Source organism: Pedobacter suwonensis (genome assembly GCF_900111825.1).
In the GTDB taxonomy this organism is placed as follows: Bacteria; Bacteroidota; Bacteroidia; order Sphingobacteriales; family Sphingobacteriaceae; genus Pedobacter; species Pedobacter suwonensis.
The window spans coordinates 126,490-150,029 of sequence record NZ_FOJM01000007.1; the positions used below are offsets into that span (position 1 = coordinate 126,490).

Annotated in this window: 21 protein-coding genes, 1 tRNA gene and 1 pseudogene; 9 read left to right on the forward strand and 14 right to left on the reverse strand. The window is 39.2% G+C overall.

Annotated elements, in window-relative coordinates:
- Positions 1 to 99: 99 nt before the first annotated feature.
- The 4 genes from BM107_RS10710 to BM107_RS10725 form a co-directional block, all read right to left on the reverse strand.
- The gene (locus BM107_RS10710; protein ID WP_090983082.1) at positions 100 to 3,294 is read right to left on the reverse strand and encodes an efflux RND transporter permease subunit; all 3,195 of its coding nucleotides are present in this window, start codon (positions 3,292 to 3,294) and stop codon (positions 100 to 102) included.
- Between the two features lie 64 nt (positions 3,295 to 3,358).
- Positions 3,359 to 4,426, reverse strand: a complete 1,068-nt coding sequence (locus tag BM107_RS10715) for an efflux RND transporter periplasmic adaptor subunit (RefSeq protein ID WP_090983084.1) — start codon at positions 4,424 to 4,426, stop codon at positions 3,359 to 3,361.
- Between the two features lie 2 nt (positions 4,427 to 4,428).
- The gene (locus BM107_RS10720; RefSeq protein WP_090983086.1) at positions 4,429 to 5,769 is read right to left on the reverse strand and encodes a TolC family protein; all 1,341 of its coding nucleotides are present in this window, start codon (positions 5,767 to 5,769) and stop codon (positions 4,429 to 4,431) included.
- 83 nt (positions 5,770 to 5,852) lie between these two features.
- Entirely contained in the window at positions 5,853 to 6,464 is a 612-nt protein-coding gene (locus BM107_RS10725) for a TetR/AcrR family transcriptional regulator (RefSeq protein ID WP_090983088.1), read from the reverse strand.
- 175 nt (positions 6,465 to 6,639) lie between these two features.
- Between BM107_RS10725 and BM107_RS10730 the strand changes: the two genes are divergently transcribed.
- From BM107_RS10730 to BM107_RS10745, 4 genes are all read left to right on the forward strand, one after another.
- A complete protein-coding gene (locus BM107_RS10730; RefSeq protein WP_244278787.1) occupies positions 6,640 to 7,071 on the forward strand; it encodes a sterol desaturase family protein in 432 nt (143 codons plus the stop codon).
- Positions 7,072 to 7,081: 10 nt separating this feature from the next.
- A complete protein-coding gene (locus tag BM107_RS10735) occupies positions 7,082 to 7,531 on the forward strand; it encodes a hypothetical protein (RefSeq protein ID WP_090983090.1) in 450 nt (149 codons plus the stop codon).
- A gap of 41 nt (positions 7,532 to 7,572) precedes the next feature.
- Positions 7,573 to 8,589 carry a UDP-N-acetylmuramate dehydrogenase gene (gene murB / locus BM107_RS10740; RefSeq protein ID WP_090983092.1) on the forward strand — a complete coding sequence of 339 codons (1,017 nt, stop codon included), beginning with the start codon at positions 7,573 to 7,575 and terminating at the stop codon, positions 8,587 to 8,589.
- Positions 8,590 to 8,716: 127 nt separating this feature from the next.
- Entirely contained in the window at positions 8,717 to 9,247 is a 531-nt protein-coding gene (locus tag BM107_RS10745; RefSeq protein WP_090983094.1) for an RNA polymerase sigma factor, read from the forward strand.
- Between the two features lie 451 nt (positions 9,248 to 9,698).
- On the opposite strand, the gene BM107_RS10755 is transcribed toward BM107_RS10745, so the two are convergent.
- The 3 genes from BM107_RS10755 to BM107_RS10765 form a co-directional block, all read right to left on the reverse strand.
- Positions 9,699 to 10,004: a GIY-YIG nuclease family protein gene (locus BM107_RS10755; RefSeq protein WP_090983099.1), complete on the reverse strand. Its 306-nt coding sequence runs from the start codon at positions 10,002 to 10,004 to the stop codon at positions 9,699 to 9,701.
- A gap of 157 nt (positions 10,005 to 10,161) precedes the next feature.
- A complete protein-coding gene (locus BM107_RS10760) occupies positions 10,162 to 10,467 on the reverse strand; it encodes a GIY-YIG nuclease family protein (RefSeq protein WP_090983101.1) in 306 nt (101 codons plus the stop codon).
- 122 nt (positions 10,468 to 10,589) lie between these two features.
- A tRNA-Asn gene (locus tag BM107_RS10765) sits at positions 10,590 to 10,663 on the reverse strand.
- Between the two features lie 142 nt (positions 10,664 to 10,805).
- Between BM107_RS10765 and BM107_RS10770 the strand changes: the two genes are divergently transcribed.
- A complete protein-coding gene (locus tag BM107_RS10770) occupies positions 10,806 to 11,726 on the forward strand; it encodes a PfkB family carbohydrate kinase (RefSeq protein ID WP_090983103.1) in 921 nt (306 codons plus the stop codon).
- Positions 11,727 to 11,862: 136 nt separating this feature from the next.
- On the opposite strand, the gene BM107_RS10775 is transcribed toward BM107_RS10770, so the two are convergent.
- The 3 genes from BM107_RS10775 to BM107_RS10785 all read right to left on the reverse strand — a co-directional run bounded on the left by BM107_RS10775 (position 11,863) and on the right by BM107_RS10785 (position 13,800).
- Positions 11,863 to 12,105, reverse strand: a complete 243-nt coding sequence (locus BM107_RS10775) for a cytochrome b5 domain-containing protein (RefSeq protein WP_090983105.1) — start codon at positions 12,103 to 12,105, stop codon at positions 11,863 to 11,865.
- A gap of 473 nt (positions 12,106 to 12,578) precedes the next feature.
- Complete coding sequence (locus tag BM107_RS10780; RefSeq protein ID WP_090983108.1) at positions 12,579 to 13,268, reverse strand: lycopene cyclase domain-containing protein; 690 nt, start codon at positions 13,266 to 13,268, stop codon at positions 12,579 to 12,581.
- A 1-nt stretch (position 13,269) separates the two neighbouring features.
- Positions 13,270 to 13,800, reverse strand: coding sequence for a hypothetical protein (locus tag BM107_RS10785; RefSeq protein WP_090983110.1), 531 nt, complete (start codon positions 13,798 to 13,800; stop codon positions 13,270 to 13,272).
- 568 nt (positions 13,801 to 14,368) lie between these two features.
- Between BM107_RS10785 and BM107_RS10790 the strand changes: the two genes are divergently transcribed.
- Entirely contained in the window at positions 14,369 to 15,850 is a 1,482-nt protein-coding gene (locus tag BM107_RS10790; protein WP_090983112.1) for a phytoene desaturase family protein, read from the forward strand.
- Between the two features lie 373 nt (positions 15,851 to 16,223).
- Here BM107_RS10790 and BM107_RS25085 read toward each other — a convergent pair whose 3' ends face one another.
- From BM107_RS25085 to BM107_RS10800, 3 genes and pseudogenes are all read right to left on the reverse strand, one after another.
- Complete coding sequence (locus tag BM107_RS25085; RefSeq protein WP_244278788.1) at positions 16,224 to 16,496, reverse strand: hypothetical protein; 273 nt, start codon at positions 16,494 to 16,496, stop codon at positions 16,224 to 16,226.
- A gap of 47 nt (positions 16,497 to 16,543) precedes the next feature.
- Positions 16,544 to 18,238 (reverse strand): annotated as a pseudogene (locus BM107_RS10795) (BCCT family transporter).
- A 93-nt stretch (positions 18,239 to 18,331) separates the two neighbouring features.
- The gene (locus BM107_RS10800) at positions 18,332 to 19,144 is read right to left on the reverse strand and encodes an ion transporter (protein ID WP_090983115.1); all 813 of its coding nucleotides are present in this window, start codon (positions 19,142 to 19,144) and stop codon (positions 18,332 to 18,334) included.
- Between the two features lie 94 nt (positions 19,145 to 19,238).
- On the opposite strand from BM107_RS10800, the gene nhaA reads away from it, so the two are divergent.
- The 3 genes from nhaA to BM107_RS10815 all read left to right on the forward strand — a co-directional run bounded on the left by nhaA (position 19,239) and on the right by BM107_RS10815 (position 22,706).
- On the forward strand, positions 19,239 to 20,573 hold the full coding sequence (gene nhaA / locus BM107_RS10805) for a Na+/H+ antiporter NhaA (protein ID WP_244278789.1): 1,335 nt from the start codon (positions 19,239 to 19,241) through the stop codon (positions 20,571 to 20,573).
- A gap of 31 nt (positions 20,574 to 20,604) precedes the next feature.
- Positions 20,605 to 21,942 (forward strand): TIGR00341 family protein, encoded by a 1,338-nt coding sequence (locus BM107_RS10810; protein ID WP_090983117.1) that lies wholly within the window; start codon positions 20,605 to 20,607, stop codon positions 21,940 to 21,942.
- A gap of 182 nt (positions 21,943 to 22,124) precedes the next feature.
- Positions 22,125 to 22,706 (forward strand): YdeI/OmpD-associated family protein, encoded by a 582-nt coding sequence (locus BM107_RS10815; protein ID WP_397239146.1) that lies wholly within the window; start codon positions 22,125 to 22,127, stop codon positions 22,704 to 22,706.
- A 154-nt stretch (positions 22,707 to 22,860) separates the two neighbouring features.
- Here the strand turns inward: BM107_RS10815 and BM107_RS10820 are convergent, their stop codons facing one another.
- Complete coding sequence (locus BM107_RS10820; RefSeq protein WP_090983121.1) at positions 22,861 to 23,361, reverse strand: GNAT family N-acetyltransferase; 501 nt, start codon at positions 23,359 to 23,361, stop codon at positions 22,861 to 22,863.
- Positions 23,362 to 23,540 lie beyond the last annotated feature (179 nt).

Genomic DNA, 23,540 nt, shown 5'->3' on the forward strand with positions numbered 1-23,540 from the left:
GCATTCGTGTACTTATGAAATACAGTTCATGAGTTTTGAAACCATAAAAAAGCCCCGATTTGGGGTCGGGGCTAATTGATTGTTAATTTGGAGGTATAATTAATGTCCGTGATCTAGATCGTATTCATTCACATCTTTATGGTCATACGGTTCAACCATTAACTCATCTATGGTTTTTCCTTTTTTGTTGAAGCCAAAGCGCTCTAACATCCTGTCGAATATTAAGTATACTACTGGTACCACGATTAAAGTTAGGAACAATGAGCTGGTTAATCCACCAACAATTACCCATGCCAGGCCATTTTTCCACTCAGCACCCGCGCCGCTGGCCAATGCAATTGGAAGCATACCGAATACCATGGCAATGGTTGTCATTAAGATTGGTCGTAAACGTGCATGGTTGGCCAATACAAGCGCTTCTTTGGTTTCTTTACCTTCAGCTTTTAAGTGGTTGGTAAAATCGACCAGGATAATCGCATTTTTTGCTACCAGACCCATCAACATAATTAATCCTAAAATGGTGAAGATACCGATTGAGTTATTGGTTAAAGCCAGTGCTAATAATGCTCCGATTACCGCTAAAGGAAGTGAAAACATTACTACCAGGGGATAGATAAAACTATCATAAAGTGCAACCATAATCAGGTAAACCAAAATGATTGAAGCCAATAAAGCAATACCCAAAGTTCCAAAACCTTCGCTCTGGTTTTCCTGATCTCCTGCCCAGCTATAACTTACACCAACCGGTGCCTTAAGCTTGCCATTTTCCTGCAGCTCTTCCAGTTTAGCCTGAAACTCTGCAACTACGGTACCTGTTGGTCTACCGATAGATTGTGCTTTAACCGATACTGAAGTTGATTTATTCAAACGCTCCAGCTGACTTGGACCCGAACCTTCTGTAATGGTTGCAAACTGTGATAACTTAATCTGTTTACCCTCATTATTCACAAAAATAAGGTTACGTACATCGTCAATGTTCTGGCGGTTAAAGTTTTGATACTGGATGTTAATGTCGTATTCGTACTCTCCTTTACGGTACTTACCATCGGTGTTACCGGCGAAAGCAGTCTGCATAGTTGATCCTACGGTTTGCAAGGTCAAGCCCACAGCCGACATTTTATCACGGTCAACCTGAACGTTAATTTCTGGTGTTCCTTTCTCTACCGATAATTTAATCTCAGTAGCACCAGGAATAGAGGCAAGAACCTTTTGTGCGCCTTCAGCATATTTCAAGGCGCTGTCTAAATCAGAACCCATTACCACCAACTGGATGGGCGCGTTTTCTGCGATACCCAAAATACTGATCGGCACAGTTTTTACTTTTGCGCCTACCAGTTCTTTAGCCAGTGCACGGCTCATTTTTGTGGCGAAGATATCTGAAGAAACACCTTTACGCTGATCGCGTTCAACCAGTTTTACGTTAATTTCCGATTTATAGGCTGTAGCTTGTGTACCACCGAAATCACCTGTTGATTGTCCCACAGTAGTAATCAGCTGCGTAATTTCAGGTTGTTTATCTAAGAATGCTTCTGCTTTTTGAGTAAGGAAGTTGGTTTGCTCTAAAGAAGCATCTTTTGGCAATTCCAATTGCACCAGGAATTCACCTTTATCTGATTTAGGGAAGAATTCTGACCCTATAAAACCGCCAGCCAATAATCCGCATGAACTTAAGAACATCACCACCACGGCAACTAAAGTTAACGCTTTATGATTTAAAGACCATGTTAAAATGCTGGTGATCCAAAGTGTAAATTTCTTCAATTGTTTTTCGAACCAGAGAATAAAACGGCCAAATACATTTTTGCCTTCTATGTGTTCTAACTTACCGAAACGGGAGAAGATAAGTGGTACAATGGTAAATGAAGCTAACAATGATAGTAATGTTGCAATAATTACCACGATACAGAACTGACGTAAAATATTAGATACTAAACCGGTACTTACTGCGATCGGGAAGAACACCACTACAATTACGAAAGTAATGGATACAACCGTAAAACCGATCTCTCTTGTTGCATCAGAGGCTGCCCTTACTTTATTTTTACCCATCTCCATGTGCCGCTGAATATTCTCCAGTACCACAATCGCGTCATCCACCAGGATACCTACCACGAGTGATAGTCCGAGCAGCGACATTAAGTTTAAGGTAAAGCCAAATAAGCTGATACCGATAAAGGTAGCGATTAGCGAAACCGGAATGGATACCATTACAATTAACGCATTACGTAAACTGTGCAGGAAGAAAAGCATCACAAAGGCTACCAAGATAACCGCTAAGATTAAATCGTGAATTACCGCATCAGCAGACTCTAAAGTAAAGATTGAACTATCGTTTACAATCCTCATGTCTAATTTATTGGCTGCATATTCTGCTTTAAGTTTGGCAATAATGGCGTGTACACCTTTACTTACCTCCACAGCGTTCGCATCACTTTGTTTAATGATCTGGATAGCGATAGATGCTTTGCGGTCAATACGTGCCAGTTTCTCTGTTTCTTTCTGCGAATCCTGAACGTCTGCCACGTCACCTAAGCGGATTTGTGCACCATCTTTGCCTGTGGTTAATACCAGGTTTCTCAATTCATCAATACTTCTGTATTTACCCGATAAACGGATCAATACATCCTGGTTCTGCGTTTTAACACTTCCTGTAGGGAAATCCAGGTTCGAAGAAAGGATCATTTGTTGTACCTGTGGAACCGCAAGGCCATAGCCCTGTAGTTTATTGGCATCAAGTGAAACCTGAATTTCACGTTCAGAACCACCCACTAAATTTACCTGTGCAATACCATTTACCCTCGAAATTACCGGGGCAATCCGTTTGTCAATTAAATCGTAAAAACTTACGTCGTCCATATTGGCAGAAGCCGTCATGGTAATTACCGGTAAATCATCAAGCGAGAACTTACTCAATGATGGTGTTTTTACATCTTCCGGTAATTGAGAAAGGATGGCATTAACCTTTCTTTGCGCATCATTTAACGAGATATCGATATTTGCTGCATCTGTTAGCGTAATGGTTACGGTTGATAAACTCTCAAACGATACCGAATTGATTTTTTTGATGTTTTCCATCGATGATACCGCATCCTCAATTTTTTTGGTTACGGTATTTTCAACCTCATTCGGCGAAGCACCAGGGTAGATGGTTGAAATAGATACTACGTTGTTAGAGAATTTTGGAAGTAATTCATAACCCAACGAAAAGTAACTTAATAAGCCAAGCAAGGTAAGTGCGGTAAATACCACAATAACCAGCGAAGGCCTTTTTATAGATATGTCTGTTATCTTCATTTTAATTCGTGTTGCGTTGTGCGATTGGCATATCGCGTTTTTAAAAGCTGAAAATTCCGCTAACTTACTTTACGATACTAACGGGAGTACCTTCGGTTAAGTTAATCTGTCCACTGGTAATTACAGTTTCACCTTCTTTTAGGCCATCCAGAATTTCAACGTTATCCCCTAAGATACGACCAGCTACCACATTACGCGTTTTAGCTGTATTGCTGGCTTTATCCAATACAAAAACCTGGTTACTGCTCACACTGCCCACAAAAGATGTACGCGGGATAAGAATGCTTGGTGCCTGTTTAGGGAACTTAAATACTGCAGTGCCATACATACCAGCTTTTAAAGTGTTTTTATGGCTGTTCTCCACTTCAATTTCAACTGGAAAATTCAGCGTTGCATCGGCCTTAGCAGCGATAAAGGTTACTTTTCCGGAAAAGCTATCCGTTGGGAAAACAGAAGATTTGATCTCGATCTGGTCACCTATTTTAAGGTTGGCCACCTGCGATTCGTTCACATTAACTTTCAGTTTTAACTTAGAAACATCCACCAGTTCGAATAACTGTGTGCCTTGAGCTGTTACAAACGCACCAACTTCAATGTACCTTTTGTTTACAATACCGTTAATCGGCGATTTAATGTTTGCATCGCTTAACCTTCTTTGCGAAGCCTGTAAACGTAATTTTGCATTTTTTGTGGCCAGTTTAGCCTGATCTAACTGTTGTTGGGTAACGCCACCAGTTTGGAATGAGCTTTGGTATCTGGCTTCATCTCTTTTTGCATTTTCGTAAGTGGCTTCAGCAGTTTCCCTGTCTGTGTTGATGATTTCTGCATCAACACGGGCCAAAACCTGTCCTTTGCTTACCCTGTCGCCTTCATCTACGTAAATAGCTTTAACCCGGCCCGCATTTTCTGATAAGAAGTTAAGTTCCTGTTTAGGAATAAAATTTCCGTTTGCGCTGAAATCTAAATCTACAGCTTTTTTCTCTACTTGAGCAACCCGAACGGCAACAGCGCCACCACCTTTAGCAATGAAAGCAGTTTTTTCTTCGTTCTTCTTTTTATTGTTGCTTAAAACATAAGCTATTGCACCGAGGGCAACAACAACTACGATGATTATGGTAATTACTCTTTTCATTTCTATTGTACTAGCGATTTAATGTTTCCGTTTGATTTGATTAATTGTATTTCGGCTATCTTATAATTTAATAAAGCCTGTGTATAACTGTTTTGTGCCGAAGTAAGTGCGTTTTCGGTATCCAAAAGATCGGTTAGTGAAGCTAAGCCGTTATTATAGTTATTTTGGGTACTTCTATAAATCTCTTGAGCTAAATCGGCATTTTTACGTTGCGATTTAATGGTATTTAAGTTATTGCGCAACTGTATTTTTGCATTTTCGTAAGCCAGATTTAAGGCGTTATTGGTTTCTCTTCTGCTTTCCCTGGCTTTTTTGATATCCACATCTGCCTGGCGGATTTTAGAGCGGGTTAAGAAACCGTTAAAAATAGGCACCCTCAGGGTTAACCCAATTGCCGATGAACCAAAACCGATGGCCGAAGCGTTGGAGTTAAGGAAATCGAAGCTATTGCTCTGGCTCGAATAGGTGTAATTTCCAGTTAAAGATAAGCTGGGATAATATTCCGCCACATAGGCTTTCCGTTGTAAGGATAGCAGTTTGTCCTGGTTATTTAAAAGTTTAACTTCAGTTCTGTTGGCCAGATCGATAGAATCTGTAAACATAGGTAATGTAGTTACTTCTGTTAATTCGGTAGGGGGTAGGCTGATTGGGGTTGCAACCGCCATTCCCATCGAAAATTTTAACTGGTTTTCCAATTGGGTAATCGCATTAATGACTTGCTCGCGTTGTGTGTTCAGATTGGTTAAGTTTACGCTGATCCGGTCTACATCAATCTTTCTGGCCAAGCCATTTTTATACTGCGTGCCCACAATTTTTTCAACTATCTTAACATTTTTAATGTTGGTGTCGATGACATTAAGCTGTTGCCTGTTTACTAAAACCTGATAGTAATTGTTGGCTACCAGTTCGATAATTTGTTCTTCAGTTAACTGCGAGGTAAGCGCGTAATATTCTTCACTTGATCGTGCAGCCTGCAGGCCGGTAAAAACCTGTTGGTTAAACAATTGCTGTGAAAGCTGAACCCCTGCGGTTGAATTCCAGTTCTGGCCTAATTTAAACGATTGTGTTGCGCCGCCAATATTTGCAACCAGCTGACCGATAATTGGATTGTAAGTTAAACCCACATTTCCGGTAATTTGTGGCAGAGCTTGTGCCCTAACTTCCTGCACCTTATATTTTCCACCTTCAATATCTAACCTGGCATTGCGCACTTTAGTATTGTTTTGGAGCGCAAAGGTAAGCGCATCTTTTAAGGTAATTTGCTGCTGTGCAATTGCCAGCTGCGGTAAAACCGAGCCGATAATAACAATGAGCATTAATCTTACCGCATTGATTCTAAGCATAATCTATTGTTTTTTTTGTTTTTGGGTTCTTCTCTTTTATTCAGCCTTTAAGTTGAGGCTATTTGTTTCTGCCAATGTTAAGTTTAATCCGCACATCTTAAGCCTCTTACAAATATGGTGGTCAGGTTTTTTTGTTTTAAAGTCATTCTATTTAATGACTTTTTATCAGGAAAAAGATCTTTTCCGGTTTCCATAATACACATGGTGGAAAGGCCCATTAAACTTTCAAGATACAATTCGGCAACATGTTCAGTGTCCTCATGTTCAATTTCTCCTTTTGCTTTGGCCTGACCAAAAATCTCTGCGAAAAAATCCTTTTCTGATTCTTTTAATGTACGCAACTTGCCTTTAATTACATCATCATTCAGTAAATCCGGGATGCCTTCCGTAATGCGGAGCATATAATACTTCTGGAAAAATGTATTTCGTACATCAACGATGTTAAAAAGAATTTCCTGTAGTGGTAAATCAGGATTATGTTTCTTTTTGATCAGTTCAAAGAAATCGTTAAATACCCTTTCTATTACTCCTAAAATTAAATGTTTTTTATCAGGAAAATAATAATAAAGAGATGGTTTTGATACGGACAGATCTTCGGCAATATCATTCATGGTGGTTTTACCAATGCCAAAATGGATAAAGCGTTTTATCGCACCATCAATAATCTGTTCTCTCTTTTTATCAGCTACAATCATTTTACTTTTCTACTTTCTGACTTTTTTAATATTTTAGTCAAAAATAGTGCTAAAAAATGATTTGTCATGAAAATTGATTTCAAACCGAATTAAGCTTACAATCTTATGACATAATTTTAATTGTTCTACTGTTTATATATCTTTACAAACCAATTATTTAGAAAAATTGTCAGTTTTGATCAACATCCTCACCGTACTTTTTACCATCATTTCGATGGAGTGTATTTCATGGTTTATACACAAGTACCTGTTTCATGGGCCGCTTTGGTTTATGCATAGAAGTCACCACGAGAAATCGAAATCATTTTTCGAATGGAATGATTTGTTTGCAGTGTTGTTTGCCGCCACATCTTTGTATTTAATGTATATTGATCAGGATAACTTAGGTTATCGGTTTTTTGTGGGGCTGGGTATTACTTTGTACGGATTGATTTATTTTGTGATACACGATTGGTTTGTACACCGACGTTTTAAAACTTTTAAAAGCAATAATGCTTATTTGCAGGCGGTACGGAAAGCACATAAAATCCACCATAAAAACAGGGGGAAAGAAAAGGGAAAAGCTTTTGGTTTGTTGTTTGTGCGGAAAGCAGTATTAAAAAGCTAAATTATATCAAATGAAATCTTATCACCTGTCCTTTTTGATTGGAATTGTTTTTTTAAGCTTGTATTCGTGTGGCAAAAAAACTAATAAAGACCGCGCCATCGCGCTCGTAGAATCAAAATATGAAAAAACTAATCAGGATTTGAATTTCGATGAGGCAAAACTGGATAGCTTATATAATATTTCTCCTCAGGCTTATGCCGATAGTTTAAAAAAGGGAGATGAATTGGATGTTATGCTGGCCGAATTAGAGAGCCAGATTGAACACCAGGGACAGGCAGAATCGGACAGTGTAGGGTTAATTAGTGCTAAACTCACAAAAGAAAGATACCGCCTGTTGGATCTAAAGAAAATCAAACCAGAATTTATCGGCTGGAAACTTTTGGGTGTATCCGTAGCGGGTGATAAGCAAAAAGCTGTAAGCTTTAATTTTGATAAGGAAATTACCAAAATCGTTCCTTAACTGTTTTTTATTTTACTTTTGCAGCATCATACAAAATCACCATGCTTCAAATTCAGGAAAATATTTCACTAAAACCATACAATTCCTTTCGTATAGATGCCAAGGCAAAGTTCTTTGCCGAAATTTTTTCTGAAGACGAGTTGCGGTCGTTGTTTCAGGATGAACTGGTAAAAACGCAAAAACTGCTTGTTATTGGAGGCGGCAGCAACGTGCTTTTTACGCATGATTATGATGGTTTGGTGATTAAAATTAGTATCAAAGGTATTCAATCTGAAGTTATTGATGATAAGGTTATGGTAACCGCTGGCGCCGGTGAGGTTTGGAACGATTTTGTAAACTACTGTGTTGAGCACCGTTTTGCTGGTGTGGAAAATTTAAGCCTGATTCCGGGAACGGTGGGTGCATCACCAATACAGAATATAGGTGCATATGGGGTAGAGTTGAAAGACGTTTTCGAAAGCTGTACGGCATTTGAAATCAAAACCGGCGAAATTAAAACCTTTACTTATCATGATTGTCATTTTGGCTACCGCGAAAGTGTTTTCAAAGGCATATTAAAGGGGCAGTATATTATCACTTCTGTTACTTTCCGGCTATCGGCTGTGCCAAAAATAAATACTTCTTATGGTGCTATTGAAACTGAATTGCAAAGCAGGGGCATAGTACAACCTACTATTGCAGATGTTTCCGCTGCTGTATCTCATATACGGGTGAGCAAACTGCCCGACCCATCTACCATCGGAAACGCCGGTAGTTTTTTCAAAAACCCGGTGATTGAAAAACATGAATTTGCAGATATCGTGGCAAAACACCCCGATGTGGTGCATTACCCTACGGCAGATGATAAAATTAAACTGGCTGCTGGCTGGTTAATTGAGCAATGCGGTTGGAAAGGTAAAGTGGTTGGACAAACCGGTACCTGGAAAAACCAGGCGTTGGTTTTGGTTAATCATGGGCAGGCAACAGGAGCAGAAGTGTATCATTTCTCTGAACAAATAATAGACAGTGTAAAGTCTACTTTTGGAGTCACTTTGGAAAGAGAAGTAAATATTCTGTGACGAACATTGATTGTTAGGTAGTTAGACATTGTAGATAGCTTTCCTGAAAATTTTGGTATTAAGTTTGTTTGAGTTAAAGAGAATGAACAATAATTGATTTGTTTTTAATCTCCTAAAGCTAAATATCATGACAAAATTTGAATTCAACCATCTAGTTAATCATCACTCGGTATCACTTAGATCTTATGCTTTAAATTTTACAAAAGACGCAGAAGACGCAAATGATTTGGTTCAGGATACGATGCTTAAAGCGATTACTTATTATAATAAGTTTAAAGAAGGTACTAATTTAAAAGGATGGCTATTTACCATCATGAAAAATACGTTCATTAACAATTATCGTCGATTGGTTAAAACGAATACTTTAATTACACAGAGCGAGGATATTTCTTCTGCAAATCTATCATATAGCGCTACCAAAAATAATGCAGAGAGTAAATTTGTGTTAGGCGATATTGATAAAGCATTAGCACAATTACCTGAAGAATATTATGTGCCTTTTATCCGCTACTTTGAAGGTTATAAATATCATGAAATTGCTGATATGTTAGAGATTCCAATCGGAACTGTTAAAACACGCATCCATGTGGCAAGGGGGATTTTGAAAAAATACCTTAAAACATATTCAAAAGAAATTGCCACAGCAGAATTAGCTTAAGATACATTCATTATGGAATTAGAGGCTCAGATTAATCTGGGCCTTTTTTGTTAGGGTCAACTTTTTAAGTGGTTTGTTATCCAAGGGGGATGGATAGTTTTAATGTATCGCCATTTCGAGAATGTTAGCGAGATCTTTTAAATTCGATGTGTAAAGCTTGTTTCAAGATCTCTGCTCGATATTTAAATTAGACAGCATATTTGTCAGTTTGACAAATTGCAAGTAAATGCCCATCGATAATTCCGCTTGATTCTTTTTTTTTCCTTTTAAGGCAAACCAAATGTTTTGCTTGGTCCACAGGTTTTGGTTCTGATCCCAACTTTTGGTGTTGATCCGAATTCCGCTTGATCCCAAAATAATCCTTCGTCCAAAATAGACCTTAAACAAAAAACCCACAACTTTCGTTGCGGGTTTTGCTCCTTCTGCTGGGCTCGAACCAGCGACCCTCTGATTAATCCCGCACATGCGGGACTCTAACCAGCTGAGCCAAAATTCCAGTCAGCATTTCTCCTTTAACCATACGCTCAATCAACTTCCGGCTTTTCTGGCTTTTGATAAATCCTTCCAGACGCATTGCTTCAGCCTCTACATGCCCACAAGAGAACACAGCTTTCAAATGCCAGGGCCTGTGCTTTGAGGTAAATGTACTAACAGCTAAGTTGTTGTGCTCCTCAAGTCGGCGGACATAATCACTGGTGTATCCAACATAGTAAAGATTAGCCACTTTAGAATATAAAATATACAGATAGTATGTCATAAGTACAAAAAACAAATGAGGTTGGGCTACCTAGAATGAGTATTACTCGTAAACGATCAAAATAATCTTTTGTTCAAAATAGACTTTAAACAAAAAAACCACAACTTTCGTTGCGGGTTTTGCTCCTTCTGCTGGGCTCGAACCAGCGACCCTCTGATTAATCCCGCACGTGCGGGACTCTAACCAGCTGAGCCAAAATTCCAGTCAGAATTTCCCCTTTAACCATACGCTCAATCAACTTCCGGCTTTTCTGGCTTTTGATAAATCTTTCCAGACGCATTGCTTCAGCCTCTACATGCCCACAAGAGAACACAGCTTTCAAATGCCATGGCCTGTGCTTTGAGGTAAATGTACTAACAGCTAAGTTGTTATGCTCCTCAAGTCGGCGGACATAATCACTGGTGTATCCAACATAGTAAAGGTTAGCCATTTTAGAATATAAAATATACAGATAGTATGTCATAAGTACAAAAAACAAATGAGGTTGGGCTACCTAGAATGAGTATTACTCGTAAACGATCAAAATAATCTTTTGTTCAAAATAGACTATGAACAAAAAACCCACAACTTTCGTTGTGGGTTTTGCTCCTTCTGCTGGGCTCGAACCAGCGACCCTCTGATTAACAGTCAGATGCTCTAACCGGCTGAGCTAAGAAGGAATCCGGCTATCCAAAAAAACAGAAGATTTTAACTTTTCAGCAGACATCCGCTTGTTCGTTTTGGGAATGCAATATTAGGGCTTTTAAATTATTTATGCAATATTTGCAGTGAAAAAATTTTAAAAAAATTTAATACATATATATGAGCCTGATAATCATAGGTACTGTAGCTTTTGATGCTATTGAAACTCCTTTCGGAAAAACAGATAAAATTGTTGGTGGTGCAGCAACTTACGCAAGTTTGGCCGCTTCTTACTTTTATAATAAAGCAAAAATTGTGGCTGTGGTGGGCGATGACTTTCATCAATCAGACATTGACACCTTCACCAACCACGGTATTGATACAGAAGGGTTACAGATTAAAGCTGGTGAAAAATCATTTTTCTGGTCGGGTAAATACCATAACGATATGAACAGCCGGGACACTTTGATAACGGAATTGAATGTATTGGAAAATTTCGATCCGATTATCCCGGAAAGCTATCAGGACTGCGAATACCTGATGTTAGGCAACCTAACGCCCCAAGTACAGCAAACGGTCATTAAACGTCTTAAAAACCGCCCTAAATTAATCGTAATGGACACCATGAACTTTTGGATGGATATTATGATGGATGATTTATTAGAAACCATTAAAATGGTAGATGTATTAACCATTAACGATGCCGAAGCACGTCAGCTATCAGGAGAATACTCATTGGTGAAAGCTGCCAAGAAAATCCTAACAATGGGGCCAAAATATTTGATCATTAAAAAAGGGGAGCATGGGGCACTGTTGTTCCACGAAGATCAGATTTTCTCGGCTCCAGCCTTACCATTGGCAGAGGTATTCGATCCGACAGGCGCTGGCGATACATTTGCAGGCGGATTTATCGGTTATCTGGCAAAAGTGGGTACTATCAACTTCAATAACATGAAAAATGCAATTATTTATGGCTCTGCCCTGGCTTCCTTTTGTGTAGAAAAATTTGGAACGGAAAAGTTGTTGAATTTAACTGATGAAGAAGTTGCAGCGAGAATTCAGGAATTTGTAAGCTTAAGTTCTTTCACGATAGAAGCGTAATCAGTTAACAGTTTTCAATAGCCAGTTATCAGTTACATCATACAGATAAATTGAGCCGTATATTTTAAGTGTAATGCTTAAATAATGCGGCTTTTTTATTGGGCAAATGGTTATCGAAACCTGGAGGCTACCAAAATTAATTCGGTTGTACAAGTATGGCTATTGGCACAAATTTTTCAAAAACCGCTTCAGTATGTGGTGCATCTGCAAGTTCATCAGTCAGATCCTGCCCCGCCCAATGCTCATAATGTTTACCATTTTTCCATAATCTGCTATCTGTCATATCATAGATCAGACCTTTGTAAGCCACCCAGATTTGAGGCTTATCCTGTCCGTTACGCAACGCAAGCTGTTGTTTGGTATAGCCTGGTAAATCCATTTAAATTAATTTCGGGTTGAAGATAATCAAAAGGTTTTAACCATATAAGAAATATAAGGGCATACAAGCTTATATTTTCTTAATGCCCGTAAGTTAATTAGTTATTATTTTTTAAGCAAACACAAGCGCAAAGCCTTCATTATAAGTGAATTTGAAAACCTTTACCTCAATATTTATAAATCGATCTTCATATTTTAGAGCGCAATACGTGTACAAATCAATAAGTGTGTTCCCGTTTTACACTTATACGCTTCGCTGCCTCGTACCTCGTTGCTGCAGGGTATCGCTTCAACCGGGGCTAGCTGGCCGCGACAGCATTTCATTTTTGGGGTTGCAGAGTGCAGAAACCACTGTTCCTAAACCCGATTGAAGCGAACACGAAGTGCAACGGAGTAAAGCGCAAAGCGGGGCTAAAGATGCCAAGAGCTACTGCACGTACATTTCCTAAAAAAAAGTCATAGGCTATTACAATCTTATGAGATCGCTTTATCGGCCCTGCTTTTAAAAAGCTCATACAGGAAAACATTCATTAACAACAAACTCATTAAATAAAAATGATCTTCGAAAGGTATTGTACCTACCCTAAAACCTATATTTTCTTTATTATTATACATCACCACCGGAATAGCGGTTAAAAAACCATTTACGATATAAAAAGGAATAAGCGAAACCAGGTAAGCCCTGTAGAACCTGTACATAAACCTGAGTTTTACATTCACATATTCTACGTAAGCCAGCACGATTAATAAAAAGCCAAAATTAATTAATGTATACCACCTGTTATAAGCAAAAAACAAAATGGCCACACTAAGTCCCAGAAATAGGTTACTTAAGGCGAGACTATACTTTTGAAGCTTGTTTTTGGGAAAATAGACGTTTAAACATTCGTAAATAAATACGCAGGCATAAGGCACAGTTAAAAAAAATAAAATCTCTTCCAAGGGTAAGCCGAAAAGATTTATCCCTACGATGTAATCCGGATTAAAAGACCAGACATTAAGCTTGGTAAATAAAATGTCCCAAATTAAAAAGATAACTCCTGTAAGGAGTATGGCTGGAAATATAAACTTCCACTTGCTAAAAAAGTGGACCTTTTTATCAAACGATAAAACCAGCGGAAAAAAAATTACGGCTATATTGATAATTAAATATATATAATTCATTCTAAAGGTATTTGGTTAAGATTTTAACTTCAGCGGCAGTACATTTTTTACTATCGATCATAAATTTAGCTACGTTTTTAACCAGCTCTGCATCAGCAAGACCGAAATTTCCATTTTGGTAATGTTTAACAATCTCTTTTTTGTCTACCGCTAAATCTTTACTAAAACCAAGAAAGGATGGCGTGTAAAATTCGATTGAAAAACGCATAAAACGGATTTCCATATTTTCTCCATCCATATCAATTGCTTTCTGCATGGTTTTTAGTGATCGGCCTACATATTTAATCTTGTTATATGGATTCCAGGAATGTTTAGCTTTGAGTGCTTCCAAAGTGCCTAAGTAACCGGTAACCAACGCGGTTTTATTGGGCAGTTTATTCAGCCTGTCAAACAGCGAATCAGTAAGTTTAGCATTTTCTACTGCTTTAACCATGTTGGCTTTCAATGTCGCAATTTCCTGTGGAGAGAGTTGTGCGTAAGTAGCGTTGCCTATGGCAAACAGCATGAAAAATAAAATATGTAGTTTAATCATGAGATGGTGGCAAATGTAACAAAAGCTTAGCGTATTTGTTTGCGCTGTTGTAATAAGCTAAGGAAGGATTTTTAATAAAAATCCCGTCAATGTCGTCCTGAGGGATAATTTATGATATAAAAATCAATATGATTGACGTTTTTTCCTTCGCACAATTCTTGCCTCGGCTCACCGCCGCCGAAGGGCTCTTACTTTTTGGCATCAAAAAGTAACAAAAAATGCCGGCTGAAAATTTTTCTTTCAAAGCCAGTGTTATGGCTAGAACAGTGCAGTCCGAAAAATTTATTAGGCCGGTTTTAAGTAGAACGGTGATACGGTGCTATGGCCTAGCTATACGGAAATGCATGATGCCGCATTCTGCTCATTAATAGGTAATTACAAAATAACGTCAATGGTAGCGCAGCGAAGGATCTTCAACTGATGAAATACTGAACTCCAGATCAATGGGTTCAAAACTAACTGATTAAAATTTAATAAATAAAAAAAGATTCTTCATTGCATTTAGAATGACAGATACAGAATGATAAAAAACCAAAACAAAACGCAATAAAATTCCTTTATTTACACCATGGAAAAAAGAACCTCGGTTACCATTATCGGTGCCGGTTTTGCAGGCATGGCTGCAGCAGCTTTATTGGGTAAAGATGGCTTTGATGTTACCGTAATCGAAAAAAACGAAATGGCGGGTGGCAGGGCCAGAACCTGGCAAAAAGACGGCTTCCTTTTTGATATGGGGCCTAGCTGGTACTGGATGCCCGATGTATTTGAAAATTATTACAACCTATTTGGCAAAACTACTTCCGATTTTTATACACTGAAAAGACTTAGTCCATCTTACCGTATCTATTTTGGTCAAAACGATATTATTGATGTTCCTGCCACATTAGACGATTTATATGCCTTGTTTGAAAAACTTGAGCCGGGCAGCAGCAGCAACCTCAAATATTTTCTTGATCAGGCTAAATATAAATATGATGTAGGCATGAACGAATATGTTTTTAAGCCCTCACATAGCGTAATGGAATATTTCGATCCCAGGCTAGCCATCAGCGGAATAAAACTACAGCTTTTGGGAAATATGCGCAAGCATGTGCATAAACTGTTTAAAAATGAGCGACTGCAGAAACTTCTGGAATTTCCTGTATTATTTTTAGGTGCTACGCCACAAAATACTCCCGCATTATACAGTCTGATGAACTATGCTGATCTTGTTTTAGGTACCTGGTACCCAATGGGCGGTATGCATCAAATTGTAGCTGCCATGCAAAACATTGCGGAGGCACAGGGCGTAAAATTCATGTTCAATACAGAAGTAACCAAAATTGAGGTAAAAAACAATCTGGCAGAGCACGTAATCACAAATCAGGGAAATTTTAAAAGCGATTTTGTGGTCGGTAATGCAGATTATCACCATATCGACCAATATCTCTTTGATCAACCTTACCGTAATTACGACAAAAATTACTGGGATAAACGAACAATGGCGCCGTCTTGTCTTTTATTTTACATAGGTTTAAATAAAAAGCTAACCAATGTGTTACACCACAACTTGTTCTTTGATGAGAATTTTGATGAACACGCCAAAGAAATCTACAGCGACCCAAAATGGCCATCAAAGCCTCTGTTTTATGCCTGTTGCCCTTCAATAACTGATAAAAGCGTAGCACCGGAAGGTTGTGAAAATCTTTTCTTTTTAATTCCGCTTGCACCGGATCTGGAAGATAGCGAAAGCAAAAGAGAAGAATATTTCAATGTATTGATGGATCGCTTTAAAAAAATGACCGGAAACGATATAAGCGAAAGCATTTTATTTAAACGCAGTTATGCCATGAAAGATTTTGTAGAAGATTATCATGCCTTTAAGGGGAATGCATACGGATTAGCAAACACTTTGAAACAGACCGCTTTTCTAAAACCCAAAATGAAAAGTAAAGTAACAAATTTTTTATATACCGGCCAATTAACTGTTCCGGGGCCTGGGGTGCCGCCTGCCATCATTTCTGGACAAGTGGTCGCAAAAGAAATAAAAAAAAAGTTAAAAAAAGCTTGACAAATTTAAAATTTCCCTTATCTTTATAACCACAAAACAAAAACACTGCAATAATCCTGCAAAACACATAATTGTTTGAGGTTTGCATTTGTTTCGAAATAAGAGAGAAGGCGAATTGTTGAAAGAAAACATAAGAATCAACTAACCAAATATATGATAAGCAAAAAGGCCTGGATTTTCCGGGCCTTTTGCTTTTTAATGCATTTCTACAAATGCGATCGTCTTGGATCCTGGATCAAATAAAAATTTTGGAGTTGATTTCAATTTTGATCTCAGCGGTTTAGCAGTCAACCCTGGAAACCGGGATACTTAAACGCTTGTTATCGCCAGTCTCCATCAATCAATAAGTAATATTTATATTTAATAAAGCTGTTTAGCTTATATCTTTGAGCGTATTATCCAGAAACATTTCGTTCTTGACATCTGAAGAAAGTTCGATAAATCTTTCGTATTGCTTTAAAACGTCCGCTATGATTTCTCTCTCACTAAAGTATTCGATATTGTAGCCGGGTCTGCTATCGCCAAAATAGGTGATTGGAACAAAAGTGCTGTTTTTTCTGATGCCTGGTAGGTTTATTTCATCAACCAGAAATTCAGATATTAATTTTGACTGACATTTAACGCCATACTTAAAATCTTCGATCACTTTATGTTTAATCGTAATCTCCGCTGCATAAGGATTTTGAGAAATCGTTACCGATGCGCCGATTTTTTTTCCTGAAATGCTGCCGCCAGCTCTTCCAGCGCTGGTTTAACTTTGCCAGCGATGAAATCGTTCACGGCATCCTTGTTCTTGTACGAGAGAATATGGTTGAGTCGTTCTTTCCAAAATTCACCTGACCAGTTAGTTGCCGCTGGTGAATAGCCTTTTTTATAATAAGAATAGTCTATCCGGAGGCCTATAATTAAACAATAACAGAACATGCACATGATTAATGAAAATGGTAATGCAGTAATCAAGGTCATAGTTTGAAGGGACTGGAGTCCACCGGCATTAAGCAATACCAGCGATAATAAGCCTAATAGGATGCCCCAGAAAACCAATTGCCACTTAGGCGAATTTTTAGCGTTATTAGATGCGATGTTATCCATCACAAATATTCCCGAATCTGCCGAAGTGATAAAGAAAATAAATATAATAAATATTGCGAGAAAGCTTGTTATGGAAGAGATTGGGAATTGTCCGAGAAATTCAAACAATAGTTTATCGGTATCGCCTGCTATATTGCTCAGAACACCATTCCTTGTGCGATCAAGCCAGGTTGCACTATTACCGAAGACTGTCATCCACAACAGATTGAAAAAAGTTGGTATGATCAGTACCGCCCCGATAAACTCACGTATTGTCCTTCCGCGGGATATCCTGGCGATAAAAAGCCCGACGTATGGGGACCACGAGATCCACCAGGCCCAATAAAGAATTGTCCAATTAAAAAACCACGACTGTGTGTTCTCTTCATACGCATGCGTATTGAACGTAAGATTGAAAAACTGCATTAAGTAGTTGCCAATCCCTTCAGAGAAAGAGCCGAGCAGGAAAACCGTTGGTCCGAGGATCAAGATAAAAATCATCAGGGTGATCGCGGCTACAATATTAAGCTGACTCAGGTATTTAACCCCTTTATTTACTCCCGAAGTGGCAGATAATACAGAGATAAGCATGATAACGAGTACAATTACAGCCTGATACCAAAAACCTGTATCTTTCAAAATACCAACCTCAACCAGCCCTGCGTTAAGCTGTACTACGCCAAAGCCCAAGGTGGTGGTAATGCCGAAAAAAGTGCTGCAAAGGGCGAAGGTATCAATCGCATCACCTGCAGCGCCTTTGATCCTGTTTTTTAATACCGGATAAAAACAACTCCGCAGAGAAAGTGGCAATTTGAACCTGAAGGTAAAATATGCCAGGGACAATCCTACAATCCCATATACTGCCCAGGCATGAATTCCCTAATGGAAAAAGGTATATAATTGTGCATTTCTAGCGCGCTCTACCTGATACAGGCCGGAAAAAGCCTTTTCCGTATAGTGCGACATGGGTTCTGCCACTCCGAAGTACATGAGTCCGATTCCCATTCCTGCAGCAAAAAGCATCGATATCCAGGAGAAAAAGGAATGTTCCGGTTTTTCGTCATCATCGCCCAAACGGATAGCGCCATATTTACTGAAGGTGAGAACAAGCAGAAAAATTACAAATATGGTGACAGACCAAACATAAATCCAATTCAGGTTCACAAAGATCCAGTTTTTGACCACATTCAGTATGGCACCAGTTTGTGTAGGAAAGAAGCTTGATACTACCGTTACCGTTATGATAAATATCAAACTGGGTACCATGATTCCAGCTTTGAAAGTAGAGTGTTTTAATGCTCGTTGAAGAATATTCATGTTCGGGTTTCGATATAAGACAAAGCAGTCCCTTTTTTGTTTGCCGATTGGAGGTAAGCACCATGACCAGAAGTAAGCGAACTAACTTTTCATTTACTTTTTCATTTGATGACCGCAATTGGAACAAAACCTGTCTTTTTCATTATGCAGTCCTGCGTAACAGTTCGGGCATTTGGTTTTTGCTGCCTCGGTCGCCTTTGACATCTCAACAGATACAATACCTGTCGGAACAGCTATTATGCCATAACCGATCACCATTAATATGCTGGCAAGAATTTGGCCAAGCGGGCTTTGAGGGGAGATATCGCCATAACCCACCGTTGTAATGGTTACGATTGCCCAATATATAGACATAGGAATGCTTGTAAAACCACTTTTTTCTCCTTCTATAATATACATTAGTGTGCCGATTATAGTAACCAGAGTAATTACGCTTGATAGGAACATAACGATTTTATAAAGGCTTGCCCTAAGTGCACTTTTAAGGATGTTGCCTTCATAAAGAAACCGTGTGAGCTTAAGGATCCTGAATACGCGTAGTAAGCGGAAAGCGCGAACAACGATCAGGTATTGGGTTCCGATAAAAAAAAGGCTTAAATAGGTAGGCATAAAAGCAATGAGATCTACAATCCCATAAAAACTGAAAATGTATCGAAGCGGTTTGTGGCTGGCATAGATCCGGAGCAAATACTCAATCGTAAATAAAAACGTAAATACCCATTCCAGTATATGGATTATATGATAATATCTTTCCCTTACCGAGCCTACACTTTCCAGAAATACAGAAAGAATGCTCAGCAGAATCAATATTAGCAACAATACATCAAAACTTTTTCCTGCTTTCGTATCGGAACGGAAGATGATGATATATAGTTTTTTCCGTAATTTGTCGTTCGCTCTGATCATTTTCGCGGTACCGGTTTTCTGCAAAATAGCATAATAACTTCACAATCGCAGACATGGGTTCTATTAAAAAGTTATATTTGGGATTTTGAAAGACATGGAAAAAACAACTATAGAAAAAATTATGGCTCCGGTGAGCCGCTTTATTCACTTGGAATACACCAGTGGAATAGTGCTGCTAATCAGTGTGGTTATTGCCATTGCCTGGGCTAATTCTTCTTTTCACGATTTCTATGAACATCTCTGGCATATCAATTTTTCTGTAGGGTTTGATAAGTTTTTACTCAGCCAGCCGCTTCATATTTGGATCAATGATGGTTTGATGGCCATATTTTTCTTTGTAATCGGTCTTGAGCTTAAGCGTGAATTCATGGAAGGAGAGCTTTCTTCGCTGCAAAAGGCTTCACTACCAATGACCGCAGCGCTGGGCGGAATGTTAGTTCCTGCAGCTATTTATTTTTTTATTAATCGCGGCACCAACGCATCCCATGGCTGGGGAATTCCTATGGCTACAGATATAGCTTTCGCACTTGCGCTGCTTTCTATGGCCAGCAGGCACATACCGGTCTCTGTAAAGGTTTTTCTGTCTGCCCTGGCAGTGGCCGATGACCTTGGCGCAGTATTGGTTATCGCATTTTTCTATACTAAAGAAATCAACTTTATGCCATTGGCAGTTGCTGGAGGATTTTTGGTATTGCTAATGATCGGAAACAAAGTGGGAATAAGAAGTGCTATGTTTTACCTTTTGCTTGGCATTTGTGTGTGGATCGGCTTTTTACTATCGGGTGTGCATGCTACAATTGCCGGGGTTTTGGTTGCCTTTACTATTCCGGCTGTTACCAGAATTGACGAACAAATTTATTCCAGTAACCTCAGAAAACTTTCATACGATTTCGAGGCCGACATACCTGAGCGGGGGAGCTTAATTACGCCCTTGCAAAACAAAACCATCCAAAAGGTAAAAACCCTCAGCATGGCAGCCGAAACTCCTTTACAAACGATTGAGCATGCACTACACCCATGGGTGGCCTTTGGGATTATGCCACTGTTTGCACTGGCCAATGCCGGCATTGTCATCACAGCTGATTTTTTTGATTCAATCATAAATCCTGTATCCGTAGGTGTGGCTGGCGGATTGATTATCGGCAAGTTTACCGGGATTCTTTTATTTTGCTGGATTATGGTGAAGTTTCGCATATCAAAGCTTCCGGAGGGCGCCAACTGGAAACATATTGCCGGGGTTGCATTATTGGCTGGGATAGGTTTTACCATGTCGCTTTTTATCAGTGGACTGGCTTTCGATAATCCTCTATTTATTGATCAGGCCAAATATGGGATTCTGGTTGCCTCTATCGTGGCCGGGTTATTGGGCACCATCGTACTCAAGCGCATTGGGAAATCAGAAGGCAGCGAACAGACAGAAGAGGGTTAAACGATAACCAAAGAAAAAATTGGATACAGGTATGGGGAGAAAAAATGACGATGTACGGGGCGCTGTTAAAGCTTTTATTTCAAAGCGCTTCAATCTACAGATTGATAAGGCCGATGAAAGTGAAGTGGTGGATTCCATTTCCAGAAATTCGATATTTGTTGGCGGCCCGTTATGGACGCTTATCTTTGCAATCATTATAGCCTCGGTTGGTCTTAACGTAAATTCAACAGCCGTAATTATTGGCGCTATGCTCATTTCGCCGTTAATGGGGCCAATTATGGGAATCGGGCTGGGCATTGGTACCAATGATTTTGAACTGGTAAAAAAGGGTGGCAGAAACCTGCTTATCGCCACATTTATCAGTATTGTAACTTCTTCCATATATTTTTACATTACGCCACTGCATGAAGCACAGAGCGAGCTTCTTGCCCGTACTACACCATCTATATGGGATGTATTCATCGCGTTTACCGGTGGACTAGCCGGAATTATTGCGGCTACCAGAAGGGAGAAAAGTAACGTTATTCCAGGCGTGGCCATTGCTACGGCTTTAATGCCGCCATTATGTACTGCAGGTTATGGGTTGGCCATGGGTAACTGGCCTTTTTTCTTTGGCGCATTGTATCTGTTTTTCATCAATAGTCTTTTCATCTGCATCTCCACGTATCTGATTGTACGTTTTTTAAAATTTGATAAAAAACATTTCGAAGATCCGGGCGTAGAAAAAAAAGTGTCCAGATATATTCTTTTCACTGTACTTATTACCATTATTCCCAGTATATACTTTGCTTATGATATTGTACAGAAAAGTATTTTTGAAAATAATGCACAGAAATTTATCCGTGAGCAGTTCGATTTCACCACAACCCAGGTCATCAACCGAAACCTGCGTTACTCGAAAGATGAAAAAGAGATCGATCTGCTTTTAATTGGCGCCCAATTAGATGATAACATTATAAATGCCATAAAGGCGAAACTTAAAGATTATAAGCTGGATGGAGCAACTTTGAGGATAAGGCAGGGGCTTAATGCAAGGCAGGAGGTCGATTTTTCACAGATAAAGGCCAGTATTATGGAAGATGTGTTTAAAAAAGGAAACCAACCGGTCAATTCTATTAAAATCAATAAGCTTTCCCAGCCGCTACCTGATATCAGGTCAGAATTAATTGCCTTATTTCCTGAAATCAAAAGCTACTCGCTTTCCAATATTGTGATAAACAGGTTGGATACCCAAAGCAGGGATACGCTCACGCTTTTCAGTGCAGAAGTATCAAAAGTACCGTTTCAGGCAAACCAGGCCAGGATCCGTTACTGGTTGAAAGGCCGATTAAAGGTTGATACGGTTAGGACGGTTTACATTCCAGAATAGTATTCAATGGCTTAAATAAAAAGGTTAATCATGGCTGGCTGGTTACTGATGCAGGAGGTTTACGCAGGTTTTTATTCCCGTTTCTGAAGCAGTTTCTTTCGTATTGTTGTTGCTGATCTTGTTATAAACCTGCTCTACTTATTCAAGACCTGTACAAAGGAAAATTGTTCAAAGTACTATATATGATGAATCCTAAAGTTGATTTTTATTTTAATAAAGCAAGCAAGTGGCAGGAATCGTTAAACCTGTTAAGAACGCTTGCGCTTGATTGTGAGCTTACTGAGGAATTGAAATGGGGGCATCCCTGTTACACTTACAGTGGAAACAATATCGTTTTAATTCATGATTTTAAAGAATATTGTGCCTTTTTGTTCTTTAAAGGTGTTTTATTAAAAGATCATGATCATATATTGATCCAGCAAACGGAGCACGTGCAATCAGCAAGGCAGATCCGTTTTGTCAGTGCATTGCAGATTGTAGAAATGAAAGCCATTTTAAAGGCATACATTTTGCAGGCCATCGAGGTTGAAAAAGCCGGATTGAAAGTTGAACTGAAAAAAACAACTGAATACACTGTCACCGCCGAATTTCAAAGTAAATTAGAGCGCATCCCGGATTTGAAGGCTGCTTTCAAAGCCTTAACTCCAGGCCGTCAAAGAGCTTATTTATTGCATTTTTCTGCACCTAAACAAGCAAAAACCCGTGAAGCAAGGGTTGAGAAATGCATACCGCAGATTTTGAGCGGCAAAGGATTGAACGATTAGTTCAGGGCCATTGCCACCACGAGCGGTCTAGCGTTTACTTGGTGATTTCAGGTGTTTCCATCTGACAATATGGTCGTTTTTGTGTTTGTTTACCTGTAGGATTTAATTTTAAAATTTGCATTTTATACTACATTATCCTTCTATAGGCTTTGGGTTACAGTATCTTTTGGAAACAAAAGAAACGTAATCCAGGGCGCTTGGCCAAGCCGATTTCGCCACTAAACTGATAGCCAAGCTTAGGGAAAAGTGCCTGAGTAGCCAAGTTTTCGCTATTGGTATCTACCCGTAAGATAGAAATACCAGAGTTTTTTGCTACCTGTTCGGCCTGGTTCATTAAAGCTTTGGCAATGCCTTTGCCCTGGCAATCCGGATCGACGGCCAGGCGGTGCGTAACAATGGCTTTTTCGGTAATGTCCCAGCCTGCATCGGCGTATTCGGGATCCTGATCTGTGGTAATAGCCGAAACACCGACAATTTCTTTGTCCAGTTCAGCTACCCATAACTGTCCAATGGCAATATCGCTGGAAAATACTTCAGGATTCGGATAATCATCTCCCCACTGGAAATTTCCTGCAACACGCATTAAAGGCACAACTTTGCGAACCAGTTGCATAATTGGCGGTATATCTTCTGTAACGGCTAATCTTATTATCATGAGTGCAAAGATAGGGAATGGGTTTCTTAGTTCAGTTGTCAATAGTTTATTGGCTGGCGTGAGGTCTGGCTGTAAAGTAGTTAATTGCTAACTATCACTAAGTCTTAACCGCCCAAGACTAAGTCAATCAGTTGATGTTGCCAGCTGAAACAGAATTAGGAAATGACTGTATTGTGATT

Excerpts from the sequence above, each read along its gene's own strand:
- BM107_RS10710 (WP_090983082.1), bottom strand. The coding sequence starts at position 3,294 with ATGAAGATAACAGACATATCTATAAAAAGGCCTTCGCTGGTTATTGTG.
- BM107_RS10715 (WP_090983084.1), bottom strand. The coding sequence starts at position 4,426 with ATGAAAAGAGTAATTACCATAATCATCGTAGTTGTTGTTGCCCTCGGT.
- BM107_RS10720 (WP_090983086.1), bottom strand. The coding sequence starts at position 5,769 with ATGCTTAGAATCAATGCGGTAAGATTAATGCTCATTGTTATTATCGGC.
- BM107_RS10725 (WP_090983088.1), bottom strand. The coding sequence starts at position 6,464 with ATGATTGTAGCTGATAAAAAGAGAGAACAGATTATTGATGGTGCGATA.
- BM107_RS10735 (WP_090983090.1), top strand. The coding sequence starts at position 7,082 with ATGAAATCTTATCACCTGTCCTTTTTGATTGGAATTGTTTTTTTAAGC.
- murB (WP_090983092.1), top strand. The coding sequence starts at position 7,573 with ATGCTTCAAATTCAGGAAAATATTTCACTAAAACCATACAATTCCTTT.
- BM107_RS10745 (WP_090983094.1), top strand. The coding sequence starts at position 8,717 with ATGACAAAATTTGAATTCAACCATCTAGTTAATCATCACTCGGTATCA.
- BM107_RS10755 (WP_090983099.1), bottom strand. The coding sequence starts at position 10,004 with ATGACATACTATCTGTATATTTTATATTCTAAAGTGGCTAATCTTTAC.
- BM107_RS10760 (WP_090983101.1), bottom strand. The coding sequence starts at position 10,467 with ATGACATACTATCTGTATATTTTATATTCTAAAATGGCTAACCTTTAC.
- BM107_RS10770 (WP_090983103.1), top strand. The coding sequence starts at position 10,806 with ATGAGCCTGATAATCATAGGTACTGTAGCTTTTGATGCTATTGAAACT.
- BM107_RS10775 (WP_090983105.1), bottom strand. The coding sequence starts at position 12,105 with ATGGATTTACCAGGCTATACCAAACAACAGCTTGCGTTGCGTAACGGA.
- BM107_RS10780 (WP_090983108.1), bottom strand. The coding sequence starts at position 13,268 with ATGAATTATATATATTTAATTATCAATATAGCCGTAATTTTTTTTCCG.
- BM107_RS10785 (WP_090983110.1), bottom strand. The coding sequence starts at position 13,800 with ATGATTAAACTACATATTTTATTTTTCATGCTGTTTGCCATAGGCAAC.
- BM107_RS10790 (WP_090983112.1), top strand. The coding sequence starts at position 14,369 with ATGGAAAAAAGAACCTCGGTTACCATTATCGGTGCCGGTTTTGCAGGC.
- BM107_RS10800 (WP_090983115.1), bottom strand. The coding sequence starts at position 19,144 with ATGATCAGAGCGAACGACAAATTACGGAAAAAACTATATATCATCATC.
- nhaA (WP_244278789.1), top strand. The coding sequence starts at position 19,239 with ATGGAAAAAACAACTATAGAAAAAATTATGGCTCCGGTGAGCCGCTTT.
- BM107_RS10810 (WP_090983117.1), top strand. The coding sequence starts at position 20,605 with ATGGGGAGAAAAAATGACGATGTACGGGGCGCTGTTAAAGCTTTTATT.
- BM107_RS10815 (WP_397239146.1), top strand. The coding sequence starts at position 22,125 with ATGATGAATCCTAAAGTTGATTTTTATTTTAATAAAGCAAGCAAGTGG.
- BM107_RS10820 (WP_090983121.1), bottom strand. The coding sequence starts at position 23,361 with ATGATAATAAGATTAGCCGTTACAGAAGATATACCGCCAATTATGCAA.